14 protein-coding genes and 2 pseudogenes are annotated in these 17192 nt (G+C 71.5%); 7 read left to right on the top strand and 9 right to left on the bottom strand.

Annotated features, from left to right (window positions below; translation table 11 throughout):
* The 3 genes from VGX25_RS32790 to VGX25_RS32780 all read right to left on the bottom strand — a co-directional run.
* A partial coding sequence (locus VGX25_RS32790) for a YncE family protein (protein WP_414636058.1) occupies nt 1-1239 on the bottom strand: 1239 nt, incomplete at its 3' end.
* 159 nt (nt 1240-1398) lie between these two features.
* On the bottom strand, nt 1399-1839 hold the full coding sequence (locus tag VGX25_RS32785; RefSeq protein ID WP_326921847.1) for a hypothetical protein: 441 nt from the start codon (nt 1837-1839) through the stop codon (nt 1399-1401).
* Nucleotides 1840-1914: 75 nt separating this feature from the next.
* Entirely contained in the window at nt 1915-2925 is a 1011-nt protein-coding gene (locus tag VGX25_RS32780; protein ID WP_326921846.1) for a class I SAM-dependent methyltransferase, read from the bottom strand.
* Between the two features lie 467 nt (nt 2926-3392).
* On the opposite strand from VGX25_RS32780, the gene VGX25_RS32775 reads away from it, so the two are divergent.
* Complete coding sequence (locus tag VGX25_RS32775) at nt 3393-5549, top strand: glycoside hydrolase family 15 protein (RefSeq protein ID WP_326921845.1); 2157 nt, start codon at nt 3393-3395, stop codon at nt 5547-5549.
* On the opposite strand, the gene VGX25_RS32770 is transcribed toward VGX25_RS32775, so the two are convergent.
* Nucleotides 5531-5878 carry a hypothetical protein gene (locus VGX25_RS32770; protein WP_326921844.1) on the bottom strand — a complete coding sequence of 116 codons (348 nt, stop codon included), beginning with the start codon at nt 5876-5878 and terminating at the stop codon, nt 5531-5533. The genes VGX25_RS32775 and VGX25_RS32770 overlap by 19 nt on opposite strands.
* Nucleotides 5879-6271: 393 nt before the next feature.
* On the opposite strand from VGX25_RS32770, the gene VGX25_RS32765 reads away from it, so the two are divergent.
* Complete coding sequence (locus VGX25_RS32765; protein WP_326921843.1) at nt 6272-6676, top strand: Lsr2 family protein; 405 nt, start codon at nt 6272-6274, stop codon at nt 6674-6676.
* A 53-nt stretch (nt 6677-6729) separates the two neighbouring features.
* On the opposite strand, the gene VGX25_RS32760 is transcribed toward VGX25_RS32765, so the two are convergent.
* Complete coding sequence (locus VGX25_RS32760) at nt 6730-6969, bottom strand: hypothetical protein (protein WP_326921842.1); 240 nt, start codon at nt 6967-6969, stop codon at nt 6730-6732.
* A 398-nt stretch (nt 6970-7367) separates the two neighbouring features.
* On the opposite strand from VGX25_RS32760, the pseudogene VGX25_RS32755 reads away from it, so the two are divergent.
* From VGX25_RS32755 to VGX25_RS32745, 3 genes and pseudogenes are all read left to right on the top strand, one after another.
* Nucleotides 7368-7866 (top strand): annotated as a pseudogene (locus VGX25_RS32755) (aspartate aminotransferase family protein); the annotation flags it as partial.
* Nucleotides 7867-7992: 126 nt separating this feature from the next.
* Nucleotides 7993-9447, top strand: coding sequence for a PQQ-dependent sugar dehydrogenase (locus tag VGX25_RS32750; RefSeq protein WP_326921841.1), 1455 nt, complete (start codon nt 7993-7995; stop codon nt 9445-9447).
* A 76-nt stretch (nt 9448-9523) separates the two neighbouring features.
* The gene (locus tag VGX25_RS32745; RefSeq protein ID WP_326921840.1) at nt 9524-9784 is read left to right on the top strand and encodes a Prokaryotic metallothionein; all 261 of its coding nucleotides are present in this window, start codon (nt 9524-9526) and stop codon (nt 9782-9784) included.
* 15 nt (nt 9785-9799) lie between these two features.
* Here VGX25_RS32745 and VGX25_RS32740 read toward each other — a convergent pair whose 3' ends face one another.
* Nucleotides 9800-11437, bottom strand: coding sequence for a cellulase family glycosylhydrolase (locus VGX25_RS32740; protein WP_326921839.1), 1638 nt, complete (start codon nt 11435-11437; stop codon nt 9800-9802).
* A 179-nt stretch (nt 11438-11616) separates the two neighbouring features.
* Here VGX25_RS32740 and VGX25_RS32735 point away from each other — a divergent pair, with 179 nt between their 5' ends.
* Together VGX25_RS32735 and VGX25_RS32730 are read left to right on the top strand one after the other, a co-directional pair.
* Nucleotides 11617-12726 carry a GH12 family glycosyl hydrolase domain-containing protein gene (locus tag VGX25_RS32735; RefSeq protein WP_326921838.1) on the top strand — a complete coding sequence of 370 codons (1110 nt, stop codon included), beginning with the start codon at nt 11617-11619 and terminating at the stop codon, nt 12724-12726.
* A 5-nt stretch (nt 12727-12731) separates the two neighbouring features.
* The gene (locus tag VGX25_RS32730; RefSeq protein WP_326921837.1) at nt 12732-14168 is read left to right on the top strand and encodes a PQQ-dependent sugar dehydrogenase; all 1437 of its coding nucleotides are present in this window, start codon (nt 12732-12734) and stop codon (nt 14166-14168) included.
* On the opposite strand, the gene VGX25_RS32725 is transcribed toward VGX25_RS32730, so the two are convergent.
* The 3 genes and pseudogenes from VGX25_RS32725 to VGX25_RS32715 form a co-directional block, all read right to left on the bottom strand.
* Entirely contained in the window at nt 14165-15325 is a 1161-nt protein-coding gene (locus VGX25_RS32725) for an epoxide hydrolase (RefSeq protein ID WP_326921836.1), read from the bottom strand. The genes VGX25_RS32730 and VGX25_RS32725 overlap by 4 nt on opposite strands.
* 80 nt (nt 15326-15405) lie before the next feature.
* A complete protein-coding gene (locus VGX25_RS32720; protein ID WP_326921835.1) occupies nt 15406-16851 on the bottom strand; it encodes a helix-turn-helix transcriptional regulator in 1446 nt (481 codons plus the stop codon).
* Nucleotides 16848-17192 (bottom strand): annotated as a pseudogene (locus tag VGX25_RS32715) (hypothetical protein); the annotation flags it as partial. The pseudogene VGX25_RS32715 and the gene VGX25_RS32720, both read right to left, overlap by 4 nt.

Genomic DNA, 17192 nt, shown 5'->3' with positions numbered 1-17192 from the left:
GGCGGGGTCTTCGGGGTCGGCCGGGGGCTCCGGCCGGGGGCTCGGCGGTGGCGGCGTCGGCACGTCGGGAATCGGCGGCCGGTCCGGGTTGACCACCGGCAGCTCCGGGCTGCGGATGGTGACCGAGCGGGTCGAGCCGTCCGAGTCGACGATCACGCCGCGGTCGGCGTCGGGGGCGCTGATGAACAGGCGGCCGTCGTCCTCGACGACGTCCGGATCACCGGAGCCGGGCGCGGGGATGTCCGGACCGCCGCGCTCGCCGGACGGGCTCAGGACGACCACCTTGCCGCCGCCGCGGCACGGCACGTACACCCGGTCCCGGAACACCACGGGCCGCAGGGGAGTGGCGCAGCCCAGCGCGGCCACGTCCACCCGCAGCACGCGGTCGCCGGTGACGATCACGACGGTGCCGCTGCCGGGCACCGCGGCCGGCACCAGCCCGGCCGGGCTGAACCGCGCGGGGATCACCTGGCCGGGCAGTTGCGGGGTCGACGCGCTGACGTCCTGGCCGGTGCCCGCCTGGACCACCACGCCGCCGTCCAGACCCAGCAGCGTGACGCCCTCCGGGTGCGGCACGAGGACCGTGCCCGGACCGGCCCCGCGCACCGGCCGGTCGGAGCGCTCGTGGAACCTGGCGTCGTCGTCGGACCACTCGAGGGCGTGCAGGTTCCCGCCGTGGTCGACGGCCCAGATCGTGCCCTTGTCGTCCACCACGACGTCGGCGAGCTGCTGGCCGGCCTTCCACGGCTCGCCGACGTCGGCCAGCGTCACCGGGTCGGCGTTGTGCACGGTTCCGGCCACGCGGTCGACCACGTAGATCCGGCCGTCGGACACGAGCACCTTGCTCGCGGGGCCCGGCGTGGCCTGCCGGCGGCCGCTGGCCAGCAGCGTGGCCAGGTCGATCACCGTGATCTGGCCGCTGCGCCGGTCGAGCACGACCAGCACGCCGTCCTTCTGCGTGATGTCGAGCTGCGCGTCCCCGCCGCTGACCTGTAATCGGGTCTCCGGCCGTCCGGTGGCCGGGTTCACCTGCACGACCTCGCCGCGCGGGTTGTCCGCCAACCAGGTCAGGCCGTCGGAGACGTCGACGGCCGTCCTGGCCACGCCGGTCCCCAGCGCGGCCCCGACCAGCAGGAGCACCCCGAGTCCCGCGGCGCCGAAGCTGGCCGAGTCGCGAGCCCGGCCACGCCTGCCGAAGATTCGTCGAGCCGTTCCCGCAAGCCCGTTTCCCACGACCACCGCCCCAACTCTCCCCGACCTGCGCGAGATGCTACTCGGCCCATCCGAGTCGGATCATCGGAACCGACTATGCCAATGGGATACCCGACCGGATTGCACCGAGGTTTCGTAGCGCAGCTTCTACCGGATTGGTGGGGTGTGGCGGAAGTATCCGGCCGCTTAGCGTACGGGCGCGGCGAAGAACCGGTTCGCCTCCGCGTTGGCCAGCAGCACGATCACCGCGATCGACAGCAGCGCCATCAGCACGTTGATGATCTGCAGGACGACCAGCGACGGCGCCAGGAACGCCGCGACGATGCCGAGCACGGACAGGGCGGCGAACACGATCGCGACGATGCGGGCCCAGTTCCGACCATTGGGCAGGTTGACCGCCGCCAGCCCGAGCAGCACGGTGAACACCAGGCTCACCAGCGCCACCCCGACGTACGCCGGCGCGTCCTGTGCGACCAGCTCGCGCGGCAGCCCCGGCGCCTTGTCCTCGATCCACGCGTCGACGAGATCATCCTTGAACGCCAACGTCAGGATCATCCGCAACACGGCGAGCCCGAGGAGCGCCCACACGGCGACCGCGGCATAACGAACGGCGTTGGGTACGGACATCCGGCTTCTCCCTCGCATCAAGGATGTGATCGGCCTTATTGGACGACCAGACCGGTGCCGAGTTCCGCGTTCTCGTTATGCGGGCGCAACCGGCATAGCCGCCGGGCGGTCGATCCACGCCGTCGTCGCGGCCCGGTCGCCGCCCCGCGCGTGCGAGCTGCCGGCGACCTCGAACCCGAGATCACGGACGTGCTCGGCGGCGGTCCGGTCACCGCCGCCTGCGGACTGGTAGTGGCTGACCAGCAGCCGCCCACCCGGCGCCACCAACGTGTCCAGCGCGTGCCGCAGCATGTCGCCGCGCCGCCGGACCGGGACGCAGTCCAGCAGCACGTGCACGAACGTGAACCGGCGCCCGCCGGCCGGGACGTAGTCGATGGCGTTGCCCACCTCGATCCGGTCCGCCCAGTGCGGCAGCCGCCGCCGGGCCAGCTCGACCAGACCCGGCGCGAGGTCCACGCCGTACGGCTCGATCGCCAGACCCCGCTCAGCGGCCCAGTCCCGCACCGACTCCATCAGCAAACCGTTGGCGCACCCCACATCCAGGAAGGTGCCGGCCCGGTCGATGCCGTCCACGATCATCTCGCGGCGGGCCCGCCACCGCGCCGCGTCCCCGCCGAACCCCGACCCCGCCTGCACCGTCGTCCCGCGCAGGTAAGCCGGTTCCAGCAGCCGCACGTTGGTCGCGTAGTAGTCGGCATCGGACTGCGACCGGAAGGCGCGCGCACCGTCGCGCACCACCATTGCGCTCACGGCGTCCAGCACCCGGGCGAGCGCCTCCGCGGTGTCGACCACCGGCTCGATCACCGCATGCGGCCGGCTCCCCGCGTAGCGGTCGCCGTCCAGCCACGCGTACACGTGGTCCCTGTCGGCGGCGAACGGCCCCACCCGCTGCATCCGGAACCCCACGGTTTCCAGCGGAATCCGGATGCAGGCGTCGAGCAGGTAGTGCTCGCCGGCCCGAACCTCCCCACTCGGCAGCCGCGGCCCCGGCAGCACCATGCACCGCCCGTCCGGCAGAAACGGCACAAACGTCAGCCACCGCACCGCGGACGGCTCGGGATCACCCTCGATCAGTCGGTACGGCACGGCGCCAGCATGCCAGGAGGAGCGAGGTGACATCACTTCCCTTTCCGGGACGGCATGTCACGTGGCGTGAGATTCCCAAACGGTGATCTTCACTCCCGCGCCGGGGATGATCGCCGTGGAACGCCACGCCGCTTCCATCATCCTAAGTGGACAATCGGATCGGCGGTCGCCGAGAGCTGGTGCCGCACGACCCGCGGCCAGCCGGAGTCGATCAGGGTGGCCTGGAGATCGGCGAGGATCCGCCTCCGCCTCCGCCTGTGCGAGCGCGCCCGCGGCCATCAGGCTGACTGCGATCCCGCGCACCTCCCACGGGTTGAAGCTCAGCTCTCGCCCCGCGGCCGGCTGCCCCTTGCCGGCGCCGAGCCGGTCGGCGATCAACCTTTCCAGATAGGCCCGCCCGTCCGTGTTTCCATCGTGCCCGCGCCGGCGTCATGCCGGACCGGGTTGGCGCACCTAGCATCGAAGAGATGAGGTGCTCTCTGCGCGGTGTGGCGTTGGTCGGGGCGTTGGCGGTCGTGGTGTCGGGCGCGGCGCCGGTGAGCGCGCAGGCGGGTGACGCGCCCGGTGCGCCCGGGGCGGCGGCGGTGTTCACGCCGGCGGACAAGCAGGGGTTCGGCACGGCGCGCGGGCCGGACAGCACGGTGTGGTTCACGCTGGGCGGCGGGCGGATGACCGAGGCGTTCTACCCCGATCTGAGCACGCCCGCGGTGCGGGATCTGCAGCTCGTCGTGACCGACGGCGTGAGCTTCGTCGAGCGGGCCCAGGATGTGGCGGTGCGTACGGAGCCGGTCGAGGGCCTGACGTTCCGGCAGGTGGCCACCGGCACCGGGTGGTCGGCCACGATCACCTACGTCACCGATCCCGGCCGGCCGAGCGTGCTGCTTGACGTCGACCTACGCGCGGATCGTCCACTGAGGACATTCGTGCTCTACGATCCCGCGCTGTCCAGGGAAGGTGGCGACGACCGTGCCAGGACGGTCGGCCGGACGCTGGTCGCGTCCGATGGGCACGCGGCGAGCGCGCTGGTCGCCGGCCGCGGCTTCGCCGAGACCTCCAACGGCTACCTCGGCGCCAGCGACGGCTGGACGGATCTGTCCGTCGATCGCCGGCTGGACGGGCACTTCCGGACGGCCGGACCCGGCAACGTGGTGCAGACCGGGCGGCTGCGGCTGGACGGCGTGCGCGAGCGGCACGACACCGTGGTGCTCGGCTTCGGCGCGAACGCCGGTCAGGCCCAGGCTTCCGCGCACCGCTCGCTGGCGGCCGGATTCGAGCGCGCGGCCGCGGGGTACGCGCGGGGCTGGCGAACCTACCTCGCCGGCCTGCGCCAGCCGCCGGCCAGCCTGACCACCGCGCGTGAGCGGGCGCTGTACGCCAGCTCCCTGATGGTCATGGCGGCCACCGAGGACAAGCGCAACCCCGGCGCGTTCATCGCCGCGCCCGCCTTGCCGTGGGCGTTCGGCTTCGACCGGGTGATCGTGCCGGAGTTCGGACCGTACGCGCTGGTGTGGCCGCGGGATCTCTACCAGGTGGCCTCGGCGCTGCTCGCCGCCGGCGACCGGCCGGCGGCCGAGCGGGCGCTGGATTACATGCTGCGCCGGCAACAGCAGGCCGACGGCCATCTCGCGCAGAACACCCGGGTGGATGGATCTCCCTACTGGACCAGCGTTCAGCTCGACGAGACCGCGGCGCCGATGCTGCTCGCCTGGCTGCTCGGCCGCACCGACGCCGCCACCCTGGACGGTCTGCGGCGGGCGGCGGAGTTCATGGTGAGCTTCACCAAGGACGGCAACACCGCCCCGTGGACCGAGCAGGAGCGGTGGGAGAACCAGAGCGGCTACTCGCCGGCCACCATCGCCTCGGAGATCGCCGGCCTGGTCTGCCTCGCCGACCTGCTGGCCCGGTCCGGCGATGCCGAACGGGCGGACCGGTACCTCGCGATCGCCGACGCGTGGCAGTCCGCTGTGGAGGGTTGGACGGCGACCAGCACCGGCCCGTATTCCGCGCGGCCGTACTACCTGCGGCTGACCAAGGACGGCCGGCCGGACCAGGGCACCCGGTACAACCTCGGTGACAACAACGTCGGCGAGGTGGACCAGCGGACGGTCGTCGACCCGAGCTTTCTCGAGCTGGTGCGGCTCGGCGTGCGGGCGCCGGACGACCCGGTGATCGCCAACACGGTCGCGGTGGTGGACGAGCAGCTCGCCGACCGCGCCGAGACCGGCTTCTTCTGGCACCGCTTCACCAGCGACGGCTACGGCGAGCAGGCCGACGGCGGCCCGTGGAACGTCAACTTCCCGCAGCCGACCCGAACCTTCGGCCGGCTTTGGCCGATCTTCGCCGGCGAGCGCGGCGAGTACGAGTTGGTGGCCGGCGACCTCGGCGCGGCCCGCGAGCGGCTGAGCTCGATCGCCGCGACCGCCAATGGCGGGCTGATGCTGCCCGAACAGGTCTGGGACAACCGCCCACCCGCGCCCGCTGTGCGCCCCGGCACCGGCACCACGTCCGCGACCCCGCTTGCCTGGACCCACGCGCAGTTCGTGCGCCTGGCCCTGTCCATCGACGCGGGCGAGCCCGTCGAACGCCCGGACGTGGTGGCCTGCCGCTACTCCGGGCCGTGCTGACCGGCCGGCACCGCGGCGCCGCGCGGCACGATCAGTAGCGCCAGGAACGCCGGCAGCAGCAACAGCGCGCCGAGGTCCGTCACCAGCGCGGTCAGCTCGAAGCGCACGCCGCTGATCACGAAGAAGAACGGCACCAGGAAGCCGAACCCGATGGCGTCCAGTTTGGATTCCGCGACCTTCGCCTCGCGCGGGTCGCCGGTGTCGAGGAACAGCCGGAACACGATCCCGCGGCGAACCACGGAGGGAATCGCGATCCACCGTCGCGCCCGGTCGGCCACCAGCGGGGCCACCGCGGCGGCCACGACTGCGGTCAGCGTCGTTATCGGCATCCCACCTCCTCTATATGGAGATCTTCGGCGAGTTCGGCCGGCGACGCGCGCCAATGCCGCCCCGTTCGCCCGGCCCGGTGAACGGCGGCGGTGTGGCCGACCATTCGGATGGGGCGGCGGCGCTTTACCCGCCGGACCGGCGGGAGCTAACCGTGCCGTCCCGATTCCGTGCGGTGGATAATGGCGGCGGAGACGGCTAGATCCCGATCTGCAAGTTGCAGATTTCGATGGTCGCTTCCGACTGTCGATCGTGGATCGCCAAACTCTCCGGGGGCGCGGATCGTCAATGTGAGATAATTGCTGTATCCTCGCGGCAGTCGTCACCCCACGTATCAATGTGACGTAGCTGACACCGTTGGTAACGTTTTCTCGAGAGCCGAGGTACGAAAGAACATGGCCCAGAAAGTCATCGTCGAACTGGTCGACGACCTGGATGGCACCGCATCCGATGACATCAGCACCGTCAGCTTCTCGCTGGACGGTGCCGACTACGAGATCGACCTGAACGAGGCCAACGCCGAAAACCTGCGCTCCACTCTGGACGAGTACGTGGCCGCGGCCCGGCGCACCGGCGGGCGTATCAAGCGCGGCGCCGGCACCGCCAAGCCGGCCTCCCGGCCCGCCGCCAATCGCGAGCAAACCAAGGCCATCCGCGACTGGGCGCGGCAGAATGGCTTCGACATCGCCGAGCGCGGCCGTATCCCCACCGACGTGATTGCGGCCTTCGAGCAGGCCCAGACGAAGGGCGGCAAGCGGGGCAAGGGCGGCAAGGCCCGCCAGCCGGCCTTCTCGGCCTGACGAGCCATTCAATTGGGACGTGTGCCGCGCCGTGGAGCGCTCATGCGGGGTGGCTATCGGGTGGACGGGCCGTAGCCGAGCACCTTCACCTGCAAGCCACCCCGCCGCGCCGGCAGCGAGAAGTCGATCCAGGTCTCGTTGTTCGCGCGGCCGCTCTCGGTGAAACAGCCGAACGCGTCGGCAACCGCCCGCGGCCGGTACTTCCCGGTGGCGATCCCGATGATGTCCACATACTGGTCGGACAGCGTCCAGCCATAACGGTCGCCCCAGCCCACCGGCAGTCCCGTCGACAACTCGCCGCATCCGGAGTCGGTGCAGCGCGTAGCTTTCCAGATCCCTGACGTGCCAATGGGCATGACCGTCGCCGGCGAACACCATGGTCGCCGCGACGGGCGTGTCCACGTGCCGAGCGCCGCCCTCCTGATTACTCGGGTGACTCCTCGCAAGCACGGCGGTACCGGGCGCCTGAGCCGGCGTCACCGGACACAGAGGACTTTCGACCCTAATCGGCGCAGTCACCGTTACCTCACTTAGCGGAGTGGAGGCGGCCGATGGCCGGATAGCGTCCTGCTAACCATGACTACACCCGATGTTGCCGTGGCCGACCGGCTGCCGGTGCGGGTGCGGGCGTGCTACGCGCTCGGATCGCTCGTCAGCGGGGCCTTCGGCACCGTGCCCGGACTGCTGTTGCTTGCGCGCCGGCATCGCGGCCGTCGACGGCCTGCGGGTGCTCGGCGACCCGCGCGTCGCTGCTCGCGGTGTCTACTGTGGACGATGCGGGGTTCGACGTGTTCACCGTGGCCGACGAGATGACCGCGCGCCGCTGGTACATCCAGCCGCGGTTCGCGCACGGCCCGTCGCCGGCCAACCTGCACCTGACCGTGACCGCGGCCAACCACGGCGCCGAGCCGCGGCTGCTCGCCGACCTCGCCGAGTCGGTCGCCGCGGCCCGCCGCGCCGGGCCCGTGCCGGTGCCGCCGGACCTCGCCGAGATCATCAGGGCGCTCGATCCGGCCACCCTGACCGCCGAGCAGTTCGCCGGGATGCTCGCCGTGGCCGGCCTCGACGGCGCCGGGCTGCCCGACCGCATGGCCACGGTCAATGCGCTCCTCGCGACCACGACGCCGGCCCTGCGCGAGCGCCTTCTGGTGGAGTTCCTCGGGATGCTGTACTCCCGCCGCGCGGGCTAGGTGGTCGGCGGCGGCCTGGCAGCGTGCAGCTCGGCACATCCGGGCGCCCCACCTAGGGGGAATCGGCGGTTACCCCTCGTGCGCGGGCCCGCACAGAATGACTTTGCCTATGAGCGGAGGGATTCCATGAGACGAATAGCAGTTCTGGTCGGCGCGCTGGGATTGATCTCCACGATGGCGGCGTCCTCGTTCGCCGGACCCGCGGCCGCGCATCCACCGGACGACCCGTTCGACGACACGATCTTCGCCCCGATCCGGACCAACGGCGTCAAGATCGGCCTGGAGAAGGTGACCGACGGGCTCACCGCACCGGTGAAAGCCGTTGTGGCGCCCGGACATCCGGGCCGGCTGTTCGCCATCGACCAGGACGGGCAGCTGGTCAGCGTGGACCTGGCCAGCGGCCGGCAGGCCGTCGTGCTCGACGTCAGCGACCGGCTGATCCCGCTCGGCGTCGGCGGTCCCAACACCTTCGACGAGCGCGGTTTCCTCGGCACCGCCTTCCACCCGGACTTCGCCAGCAACGGCCTGCTCTACACCTACACCTCCGAGCGGGTCACCGCGGCGCCCACCTTCCCCAGCACGCTGCCGCCCGGCACCGCCGCCAACCACCAGAACGTGGTGGCCGAATGGCGGGTGCCCAACCCCGGCGACCCCGGCGCGGCGGTGGACCCGGCCAGCCGGCGCGAGCTGATCCGCATCGACTGGCCGCAGTTCAACCACAACGGCGGGGACATCACGTTCGGCCCTGACGGGCTGCTGTACATCCCGACCGGCGACGGTGGCGGCGCGGACGACCAGAACGTCGGGCACAACGCCGGCAACGCGCAGAACCCGACCGTCCCGCTCGGCAAGGTGCTGCGCATCGACGTCGACGCGCGCGACTCGGCCAACGGCCAGTACGGCGTTCCGGCGGACAACATCTGGCGCGGCATGCCGGGGCTGGTCGGCGAGATCTTCGCCCTCGGCTTCCGCAACCCGTGGCGCCTGTCGTTCGACCGGCAGTCCGGCCGACTGTACGTCGCCGACGTGGGGCAGAACGACCTCGAGGAGATCAGCATCGTGGTCAACGGCGGCAACTACGGGTGGAACCTCAAGGAGGGCGCGCTGTTCTTCAACCCCAACGGGACCCAGCCCGGCTTCGCAAGCCGCGAGCCGTCCCGCCCGACGCCGCCGGGGCTGCAGGATCCGATCGCGCAGTACGACACCCACCACGAGGGGCACGCGGTGATCGGCGGGTTCGTCTACCAGGGCCGCCGGGTGCCGCAGCTGCGCGGGCGGTACGTGTTCGGCGAGTTCTCCCGGCTGTCCGGCACCGGCGCCCCCGGGTCCAACTACGGCCGGATCCTGTACCTGTCGCACGACCGGCACGGCATGGCGCAGGTGACCGAGGCGCGCGGGTTCCCGGAGGCCGCGGCCCGGCTCGGCCTGATCGACCCGAACCGCCCGCCGGCCGCCTTCCCGCAGACGCTGTCCGTGCTCGGCATCGCCGAGGACGCTCGCGGCGAGCTCTACGTCACCGGCAACGTCACCGGGGTGCCGTTCGGAACCACGGGGGTGATGCTGCGGATCACGGCCCGCTAGCCCGCCGAGTTGCCGGTCGCCGCCGGGGAGCGCAGGCTGCCAGTAGGAGGTAACCGACAACGAGGAGGACGCCGAAATGGCGACCTGCGAGACGTGCGGGAACGACTACTGGATGGCCTTCGAGGTACGCACGGCCAGCGGGCAGACGCATACCTTCGACAGCTTCGAATGCGCGATCAACAAGCTGGCCCCGGTGTGCGAGCACTGCGGGTGCCGGATCCTCGGTCACGGCGTCGAGGTGGAGGGCCGCTTCTTCTGCTGCGCCCACTGCGCCCGCGCCGCGGACTCCGGCCTGGGTGCGCAGATCCGTGACACGGTCGGCGCGCACCCAGGCTGAGTCCGGTTTAGACGGTCAGGAGGTCGTGCACGCGGCGCCGTTGAGCGTGAAGCTCGTCGGGGCCGGGTTGGTGCCCGTGTGGGTGCCGTTGAAGCCGATGCCCACCGACGTGCTCTGTGCGATGGACCGGTTCCAGTCGAGGTTCACCGCGGTGACGTTGGCGCTGTTGGCCGCCTGGTTCCAGGTGGCGCTCCAGCCCGCGGACACGCGCTGACCCGAGGCGAAGCTGAACGCCAGGGTCCAGCCGTTGATCGCCGCCGTGCCGGTGTTGGCGATCGTCAGGTTGGCGGTGAACCCGTTGGAGCCGCCCCAGTTCGACGCGGAGTAGGTCACCCGGCAGGTGCCGGTGCCGCCACCCCCGCCCGGCTGGGTGGTCACCGTGACCGTGCTCGACGCGGCCGAGACGTTGCCCGCCGCGTCGCGCGCCCGGACGTTGTACCGGTAGGTCGTCGAGCCGGACAGCCCGGTGTCGGTGAACGTGTTCGTGGCCGGCGAGCCCACTTGGGTGAACGTGCCGCCGGTGGTGCCGGTGGCCCGGAACACCTGGTATCCGGTCACCCCGACGTTGTCGGTGGACGCCGCCCAGTTCAGCGTGACGCTGCTGGACGTCACGCCGGACGCGGTCGGCGTGCCGGGCGTGGTGGGTGGCTGGTTGTCCCCGCCGCCACCGCCGCCGTAGATGGTCGCCTCGCGGGAGGTCTGCCGGATTCCGTTGGGGCCGTTGAAGATTCGCTCGCCCCACGGGGTGAGGCTGGCCGGGTTGAAGCCGTTGACCATGTCCAGGTACTCGACCCCGCCGCTGTTGCCGCTCCACGACCATCCGATGTAGCCGACGCCCCTGGTCTGCGCCTGGGACATGATCGTGTCCTCGTCCGGGTTCCCGTCGGAGTGGTTGAACCCGAACTCGCCGATCACCAGCGGCAGGCCGGCGGTCTGGAACGCGTCGAGGTAGGCGTTGATCTCGGCGGCGGTGTCGTAGACGCCGTACATGTGCACGGAGAACACCGTGTTGCGGTCCGGGTCGCCGTTGAACACCGACGCCGCGTTGTCCCGCATGATGCCCTGCCAGTCCTGGCCCCACATGGGCGCGTCGACCATGATCAGGTGGTCGAAGCCGGCGTTGCGCAGCCGCACGATGGCGTTGCGCGTCGCGGTCGCCCAGGTGGCGCTGACCTGCTGGTTGTTGCCGAAAGGCTCGTTGCCCAGGTTGATGACGACGTAGTCCTCCTGGCCCATCAGCGCGCTGGCGATGCTGATCCAGTAGCTCGCGGCCTGGTCGAGGCTGGCGGCCGCGCCCTCCTCGCCGAACCCGGTCGTGTCGTGCACCTCGAGCACGCAGATCAGCCGATTCTGCTTGCACATGGAGATGACGGCCGCGACGTCGCTTGCCGAGTTGGGGCCCCAGCGCTGACCGCTGCCCAGCACGACCCGCACCGTGTTGGTGCCGAAGGTCTTGATGTTGGCGAACGAGCTGGTCTGCTGCGGGTACCAGACGTGCGCGTGGCTCACCCCGCGCATCACGAAGGTGTTTCCGTTGGACTCGACGATGCGCGTCCCACTGACCCGAAGCCCGACGGCCGCCTGCGCGGGTTGCGCGAGGACCAGCATCGAGGACAGCAGGGCGAGCAGCATCAGCACTACTCGTGTTCTCACGATCCACCTCTCTGTGGACGGCGGCACGCCTCGGCCCGACACCGGGCATAACGAGCGCTCATCCGCCGGACATGAGCCCCGGTGTTGCCTAAGCGTGACGCCTGCGTAACTATATGGGTGGTTTCTGGGAGCGCTCCCAGTCTGGGATCTCCATCCCTGCAAGTCAACGAGGAGTTCCAATGAGGCGCTTCATCGGGGCCGCCATGGCGGCCGTCGTGCTGACGGGGGGATTGGCGGTGGTCGCGGCTCAGCCCGCGCAAGCGGTCGTGACCTGCGAGAAGTTCGGCACCCTGTCCATCCAAAATGGACGGTACAACGTCCAGAACAACGTCTGGGGTGCCGACACCGCGCAGTGCATCGACACCACGGCCTCCGGCTTCACCGTCACGCAGGCCAACCACAACAACGCGACCAACGGCGCGCCGGCGGCGTACCCGTCGGTGTACTTCGGCTGCCACTGGGGCAACTGCACCGCGGGCAGCGGGCTACCCCTGCAGGCCAGCACCAGCGCCTTCGCCGGCATCCGGACCAGCGTGGGCATGGCCTACCCGAGCGCCGGGACCTGGAACGCGTCCTACGACCTGTGGTTCGACCCCACACCCCGGACCAACGGCCAGAACACCGGCGCGGAGATCATGGTCTGGCTCAACCGCCAGGGTTCCATCCAACCGATCGGCTCCCGTGTCGCCTCGGTCTCGCTGCTCGGGGCGACCTGGGACGTCTGGTTCGGCAACATCGGCTGGAACGTGGTCTCCTACGTGCGCACGTCGGCCACCACGTCGCTGAACTTCGCGGTCAACGACTTCTACGCCGACGCGATCGCCCGCGGGTACGCCCAGCGCTCCTGGTACCTGACCAGCATCCAGGCCGGCTTCGAGCCGTGGATCGGCGGCGCGGGCCTCGCGGTCACCGCGTTCTCGGTCACCACGGGAGCTCCGCCGCCTCCGCCACCCCCGCCTCCGCCGGGAAGCGGCGCCTGCCGGGTCGGCTACGTGCCGAACACGTGGGGCGACGGGTTCACCGCGAACGTGACGATCACCAACACCGGGTCGAGCTCGATCAACGGGTGGACGCTGAACTTCAGCTTCCCCGGCAACCAGCGGATCACCAGCGGCTGGAACGCCGAGATCACCCAGAACGGGACGGCCGTGACGGCCCGCAATGTCGGCCACAACGCCGGCATCTCCCCGGGAGGCAACCAGAGCTTCGGCTTCCAGGGCACCTACTCCGGAACCAACGCGTCGCCGGCGAGCTTCACGCTCAACGGCACGGCGTGCGCGGTCGGGTGAGCGCGATGAGCCGCACCTCACTGGTGTGCGCGGCCGCCGTGTGCGCCGCGTTGACGGCGGTGCCGCCGGCGAGCGCGGCGCGCTCGGCCGACCCCGTCGGCATCCAGGCGGTGCCGCCGACACCCACGGTGGCCTCGACGGTGGCGACGAACCTCGCCGCGCCGTGGGGGTTGGCGTTCCTGCCGGACGGCTCGGCGCTGGTCTCCGAGCGCAACACCGCGCAGATCAAGCGGATCGCGAACGGCACGGTGACGACGATCGGCACCGTGCCCGGCGTGGTGCCGGGCGGCGAGGGCGGGCTGCACGGTCTGGCCGTCGCGCCGACGTTCGCCACCGACCGGTTGGTGTACGCGTACTTCACCGCGGCCAACGACAACCGGGTCGTGCGGATGCGCTTCGACACCGGCCTCGGCACGCCCGAGGTGATCGTCTCCGGCATTCCCAAGGCGACGATCCACAACGGCGGCCGGCTGGCGTTCGGCCCGGACGGCATGCTCTACATCGCCACCGGCGACGCCGGCCAGTCGGCCAACGCGCAGAACCCGTCGTCGCTCGGCGGCAAGATCCTGCGGGTCACCCCGACCGGCGCCGCCGCTCCGGGCAATCCCACGGCCGGAAACCGGATGTGGAGCATGGGCCACCGCAACGTCCAGGGCCTCGCCTTCGACGGCGCCGGCCGGCTGTGGGCCAGCGAGTTCGGCCAGAACACCTGGGACGAGCTCAACCTCATCCAGGCCGGCCGCAACTACGGTTGGCCCACGGTGGAGGGACGGGCCGGCAACCCCAGCTTCGTCGACCCGATCGTGCAATGGAGCCCGGCCGAGGCGTCCCCGTCCGGCATCGCCTTCACGGCCAACACCGTCTGGCTCGCTTCCCTGCGGGGACAACGGCTCTGGGCCGTTCCGGTCCTCAATGGAGCGCTCGACGGCAGCCCGGTCGCGTTCTTCAACGGCACGTTCGGCCGCCTGCGCATGGTCACCACCGCGCCCGACGGATCACTGTGGCTCATGACCAACAACACCGACGGCCGGGGCACCCCGCGCGCCGGCGACGACCGGATCGTGCGCCTGACACTCGGTTCCCAGCCGCCACCGCCGCCTCCCCCGCCACCGCCGCCTCCGCCCGGGGGCTGTCGGGTCAGTTATGTGCCGAACACCTGGGCGGGCGGCTTCACGGCGAACGTGACGATCACCAACGCCGGGTCCGGCACGATCAACGGGTGGACGCTGACCTTCAGCTTCCCCGGCAACCAGCAGATCACCAGCCGCTGGAACGCCGACGTCACCCAGTCCGGACCGGCCGTGACGGCCCGCAACCTCGACTACAACGCGACCATTTCCCCGGGAGGCAACCAAAGCTTCGGCTTCCAGGGCACCTACTCCGGAACCAACGCGTCGCCGACGAGCTTCACGCTCAACGGCACCGCGTGCACCACCGGCTAGCGCACCATCCGGAAGAAGGTACGCACCTCGTCGACGAACAGCTCCGGCTGCTCGAACGCGGCGAAGTGCCCGCCCCGGTCGAGCTCGTTCCAGTGGCGGATGTCGGTGTACCGCTTCGCCGCCCACCGACGCGACGGCCGGGGCACCTCCTTCCGGAAGATCGAGCACCCCGCCGGCACGTCCACGGTGTCCACAGTGGACCCCAGGATCCACCCCTTGACCTGCTTGATGCTCTCCCAATAGAGCCGAGCCGCCGAGGCCCCGGTCCCCGGAACCCAGTACAACATCAGGTTGTCCAGCAGCTCGTCCCTGCCGAGCACGCTCTCCAGATCCCCGTCATGATCGGCCCACGCCCAGAACTTCTCCAGAATCCACGCGCACAACCCGGCCGGCGAGTCCACCAACCCGTACCCCACCGTCTGCGGCCGCGTCCCCTGCACGACGCTGTACCCGTCCCCCGACTCGCCCCGCTCCTTCATCTCCTCGATTGCCACCCGCTCCCGCTCGGTGAGATCGCCGAAGGTCGCCGGATCGGGCGCGGCGAGCGGCGGGACGAGGTGGATCCCGGCCACACGCCCGGCGTCCAGCTGCCCGACGACCGTGCTGACGCTGGTTCCCCAGTCACCACCCGCCGCGCCGTACCTCTCGTAGCCGAGCCGGGCCATCAACTCCACCCACGCCCGCGCGATCCGCTGCACCGTCCAGCCCGGTTCCGCCGGCTTGTCACTGAACCCGAACCCCGGCAACGACGGACACACCACATGAAAGGCATCCCCCGCCTCCCCGCCGTACGCTTCCGGATCGGTCAACGGCCCAACCACCTTGAGAAACTCCACCACCGACCCCGGCCACCCATGCGTCAAAATCAGCGGAAACGCCCGCTCGTGCACCGACCGCGCGTGCACAAAATGAATCCCCACCCCGTCGATCCGGGTCCTGAACTGCGGCCACTCATTCAGCCGCTCCTCCCTCGTCCGCCAGTCGTACTCCTCCGCCCAGTACTCACACATCTCCCGCACATACCCCAACGGCACCCCCTGCGACCAGTCATCCACCGTCTCCGCCTCCGGCCACCGCGTCCGCCGCAACCGCTCGCGCAGATCCCGCAACTCCGCATCCCCCACCTCAACCCGGAACCCCGTCACCTCACCACTCACGAGCCCCTCCTTCCATCCCTCCCTGCCACCATGGCCCACCACCCGCCACCCCGCAGCCCACCCACTCCGGGCAAGCGGGTTTAGCTTGCCAGGTGGGTGCGGAGTGCGGCGATGAGCTGAGCGCGGTTGCCGGCGACCAGTTTCTGGCGGAGCCGGGCCACGTGCTGCTCGACGGTCTTGGGGGAGATGTACAGGCGGGCGCCGATCTCCTTTTGGGTCAGGCCATCGAGCAGTAGCTCACCGACCGCGATCTCCCGTTTGGACAGTCCGCCGGAGGGCGTGCGGTCGTCGGTGGTCAGTTTGGCGCGCAGGGCGCGGCCGGCGGCGAGGAGGTCCTTGGCGGCGGCCGGGTCGGCGAGGCGGGCGGCGGCGGCGCACAGCGCGGCGGCCTCCCAGGGTTGGGCGGCATCGGCGAGGGCTTCGGCGGTGGTGGTGACGCTGCGGGCGTCGAGGTGTCCGGAAAGGATGGACGCCCAGACGCGGGCGGCGGTGGCGCGCAGGACGAGCCGGCCGGCGTCGTTGGCCAGCGCGTCGAGCATCTCGGCGGCGTCGGCCGCGGCGAGCGGGTCCGCCGCGACGACGGCGCGCTGCAGGCGCCACCAGGTTTCCGTTGCGACACACCAGGCCGGGCTGCCGGCGCGGGCGATGGCGCGGTGCATGGCCTCGACGACGATGTCGCGTTCGATGGGGGAGACGAGGGACGCGCCGACGGACAGCTCGCCCCAGGCGTCGAGCAGCAGCAGCTCGACGTCGGCGCCGGCGACGACCGGGGCGACCCGGTGCCAGGTGGCGCGCAGGGCGGCCTCGTCGCCGGAGCGCCGGGCAAGGCCGATCGTGATCGCGGCGGCGAGGACGGCGTCGCGGCGCAGGATGGCGGCGTCGGCCGCGGCGGCCAGGCCGTCGCGCGCGTCGGCCAGGCGGCCGGCGCGCAGGTCCAGCCAGGCGCTCAGCAGGCGCCGCCGAGTCGTGAGTGGACGGTCGGCGTACGCGGCGAGCATGTCCCGTGCGGTGTGGTCGTCGCCGCTGGCCACGACCACGGTCACGGCCAGGTCGTCCCAGCGCTCGCAGGTGAGCGGGTCGGCGGGGACGGTGGCCACGGCCAGGCCGGCGAGCCGCCGGGCGGCGCGGTCGAAGCCGCCGCGCACCGCTTCGATGGCCGCGTCGACGCCGTCGAGCAGGACGGTCAGCCCGCGCGGCGCCGGCGCCGGGAGCACCTCCCGGGCGGTGGCCAGGTCGCGGGCGGCCGCGTCGAGGTCGCCGGACAGGCCGGCGGCCAGCGCACCCCGGCCGGCGGCCAGGACGCCCGGCACGCCGTCGAGTGTCGAAGCGATTCGACGCCACCGGTCGGCCGCGTCCAGCAGGGCCCCGTCGGCGGCTTCGGCGGCCGCGGCCACCGCCGCCGCCCGGCACTCCGGGTCGGCGCCCGCGGCGAGCACCCGGTCGGCGGCCTCGATCGCGGTGGCCGTGTCACCGCTGCGCCAGGCGTGCTCGGCGTGCAACGCGTCGGCGTCCAGGGTCCCCATCATCGCGCACCGCCCGCCGAGGTCGCGGTGGTCGGACCGGCGGTGGCCCCGGTCGTGCTCGTGGTGGGCGGCGGTGGTGGCGCATCGGATGCCGGCGGCCGAGTCGTCGTGGTGGCCGGCGGTTTCGTCGTCGTCCGCGGGTTCGTGGTGGTGCGCGGCGGCGTCTTCTTCGTCGTGGTCCGCGGCGGCTCGACGGTGGTCGGGTCGGACGGCGCGGTGGCCTTGGTGTCGACCGTGGTCGGGGTCACCCGCCCGGACGCGGGGTCGGCGTCGGCGTCCGGCGGCCCGGCGCGGTCGGTCAGCGCCGCGACGCCGCCGACCACGGCGACGGCGGTGAGCACGGC

Source organism: Actinophytocola sp. (assembly GCF_035942955.1).
GTDB lineage: Bacteria > Actinomycetota > Actinomycetes > Mycobacteriales > Pseudonocardiaceae > DASYTH01.
This window is presented reverse-complemented; position numbering and strand designations above follow the sequence as displayed.

Coding starts and splice junctions, on each gene's coding strand:
- VGX25_RS32730 (WP_326921837.1), top strand. CDS start 12,732: ATGAGCCGCACCTCACTGGTGTGCGCGGCCGCCGTGTGCGCCGCGTTG.
- VGX25_RS32770 (WP_326921844.1), bottom strand. CDS start 5,878: ATGCCGATAACGACGCTGACCGCAGTCGTGGCCGCCGCGGTGGCCCCG.
- VGX25_RS32785 (WP_326921847.1), bottom strand. CDS start 1,839: ATGTCCGTACCCAACGCCGTTCGTTATGCCGCGGTCGCCGTGTGGGCG.
- VGX25_RS32735 (WP_326921838.1), top strand. CDS start 11,617: ATGAGGCGCTTCATCGGGGCCGCCATGGCGGCCGTCGTGCTGACGGGG.
- VGX25_RS32765 (WP_326921843.1), top strand. CDS start 6,272: ATGGCCCAGAAAGTCATCGTCGAACTGGTCGACGACCTGGATGGCACC.
- VGX25_RS32750 (WP_326921841.1), top strand. CDS start 7,993: ATGAGACGAATAGCAGTTCTGGTCGGCGCGCTGGGATTGATCTCCACG.
- VGX25_RS32720 (WP_326921835.1), bottom strand. CDS start 16,851: ATGATGGGGACCCTGGACGCCGACGCGTTGCACGCCGAGCACGCCTGG.
- VGX25_RS32775 (WP_326921845.1), top strand. CDS start 3,393: ATGAGGTGCTCTCTGCGCGGTGTGGCGTTGGTCGGGGCGTTGGCGGTC.
- VGX25_RS32745 (WP_326921840.1), top strand. CDS start 9,524: ATGGCGACCTGCGAGACGTGCGGGAACGACTACTGGATGGCCTTCGAG.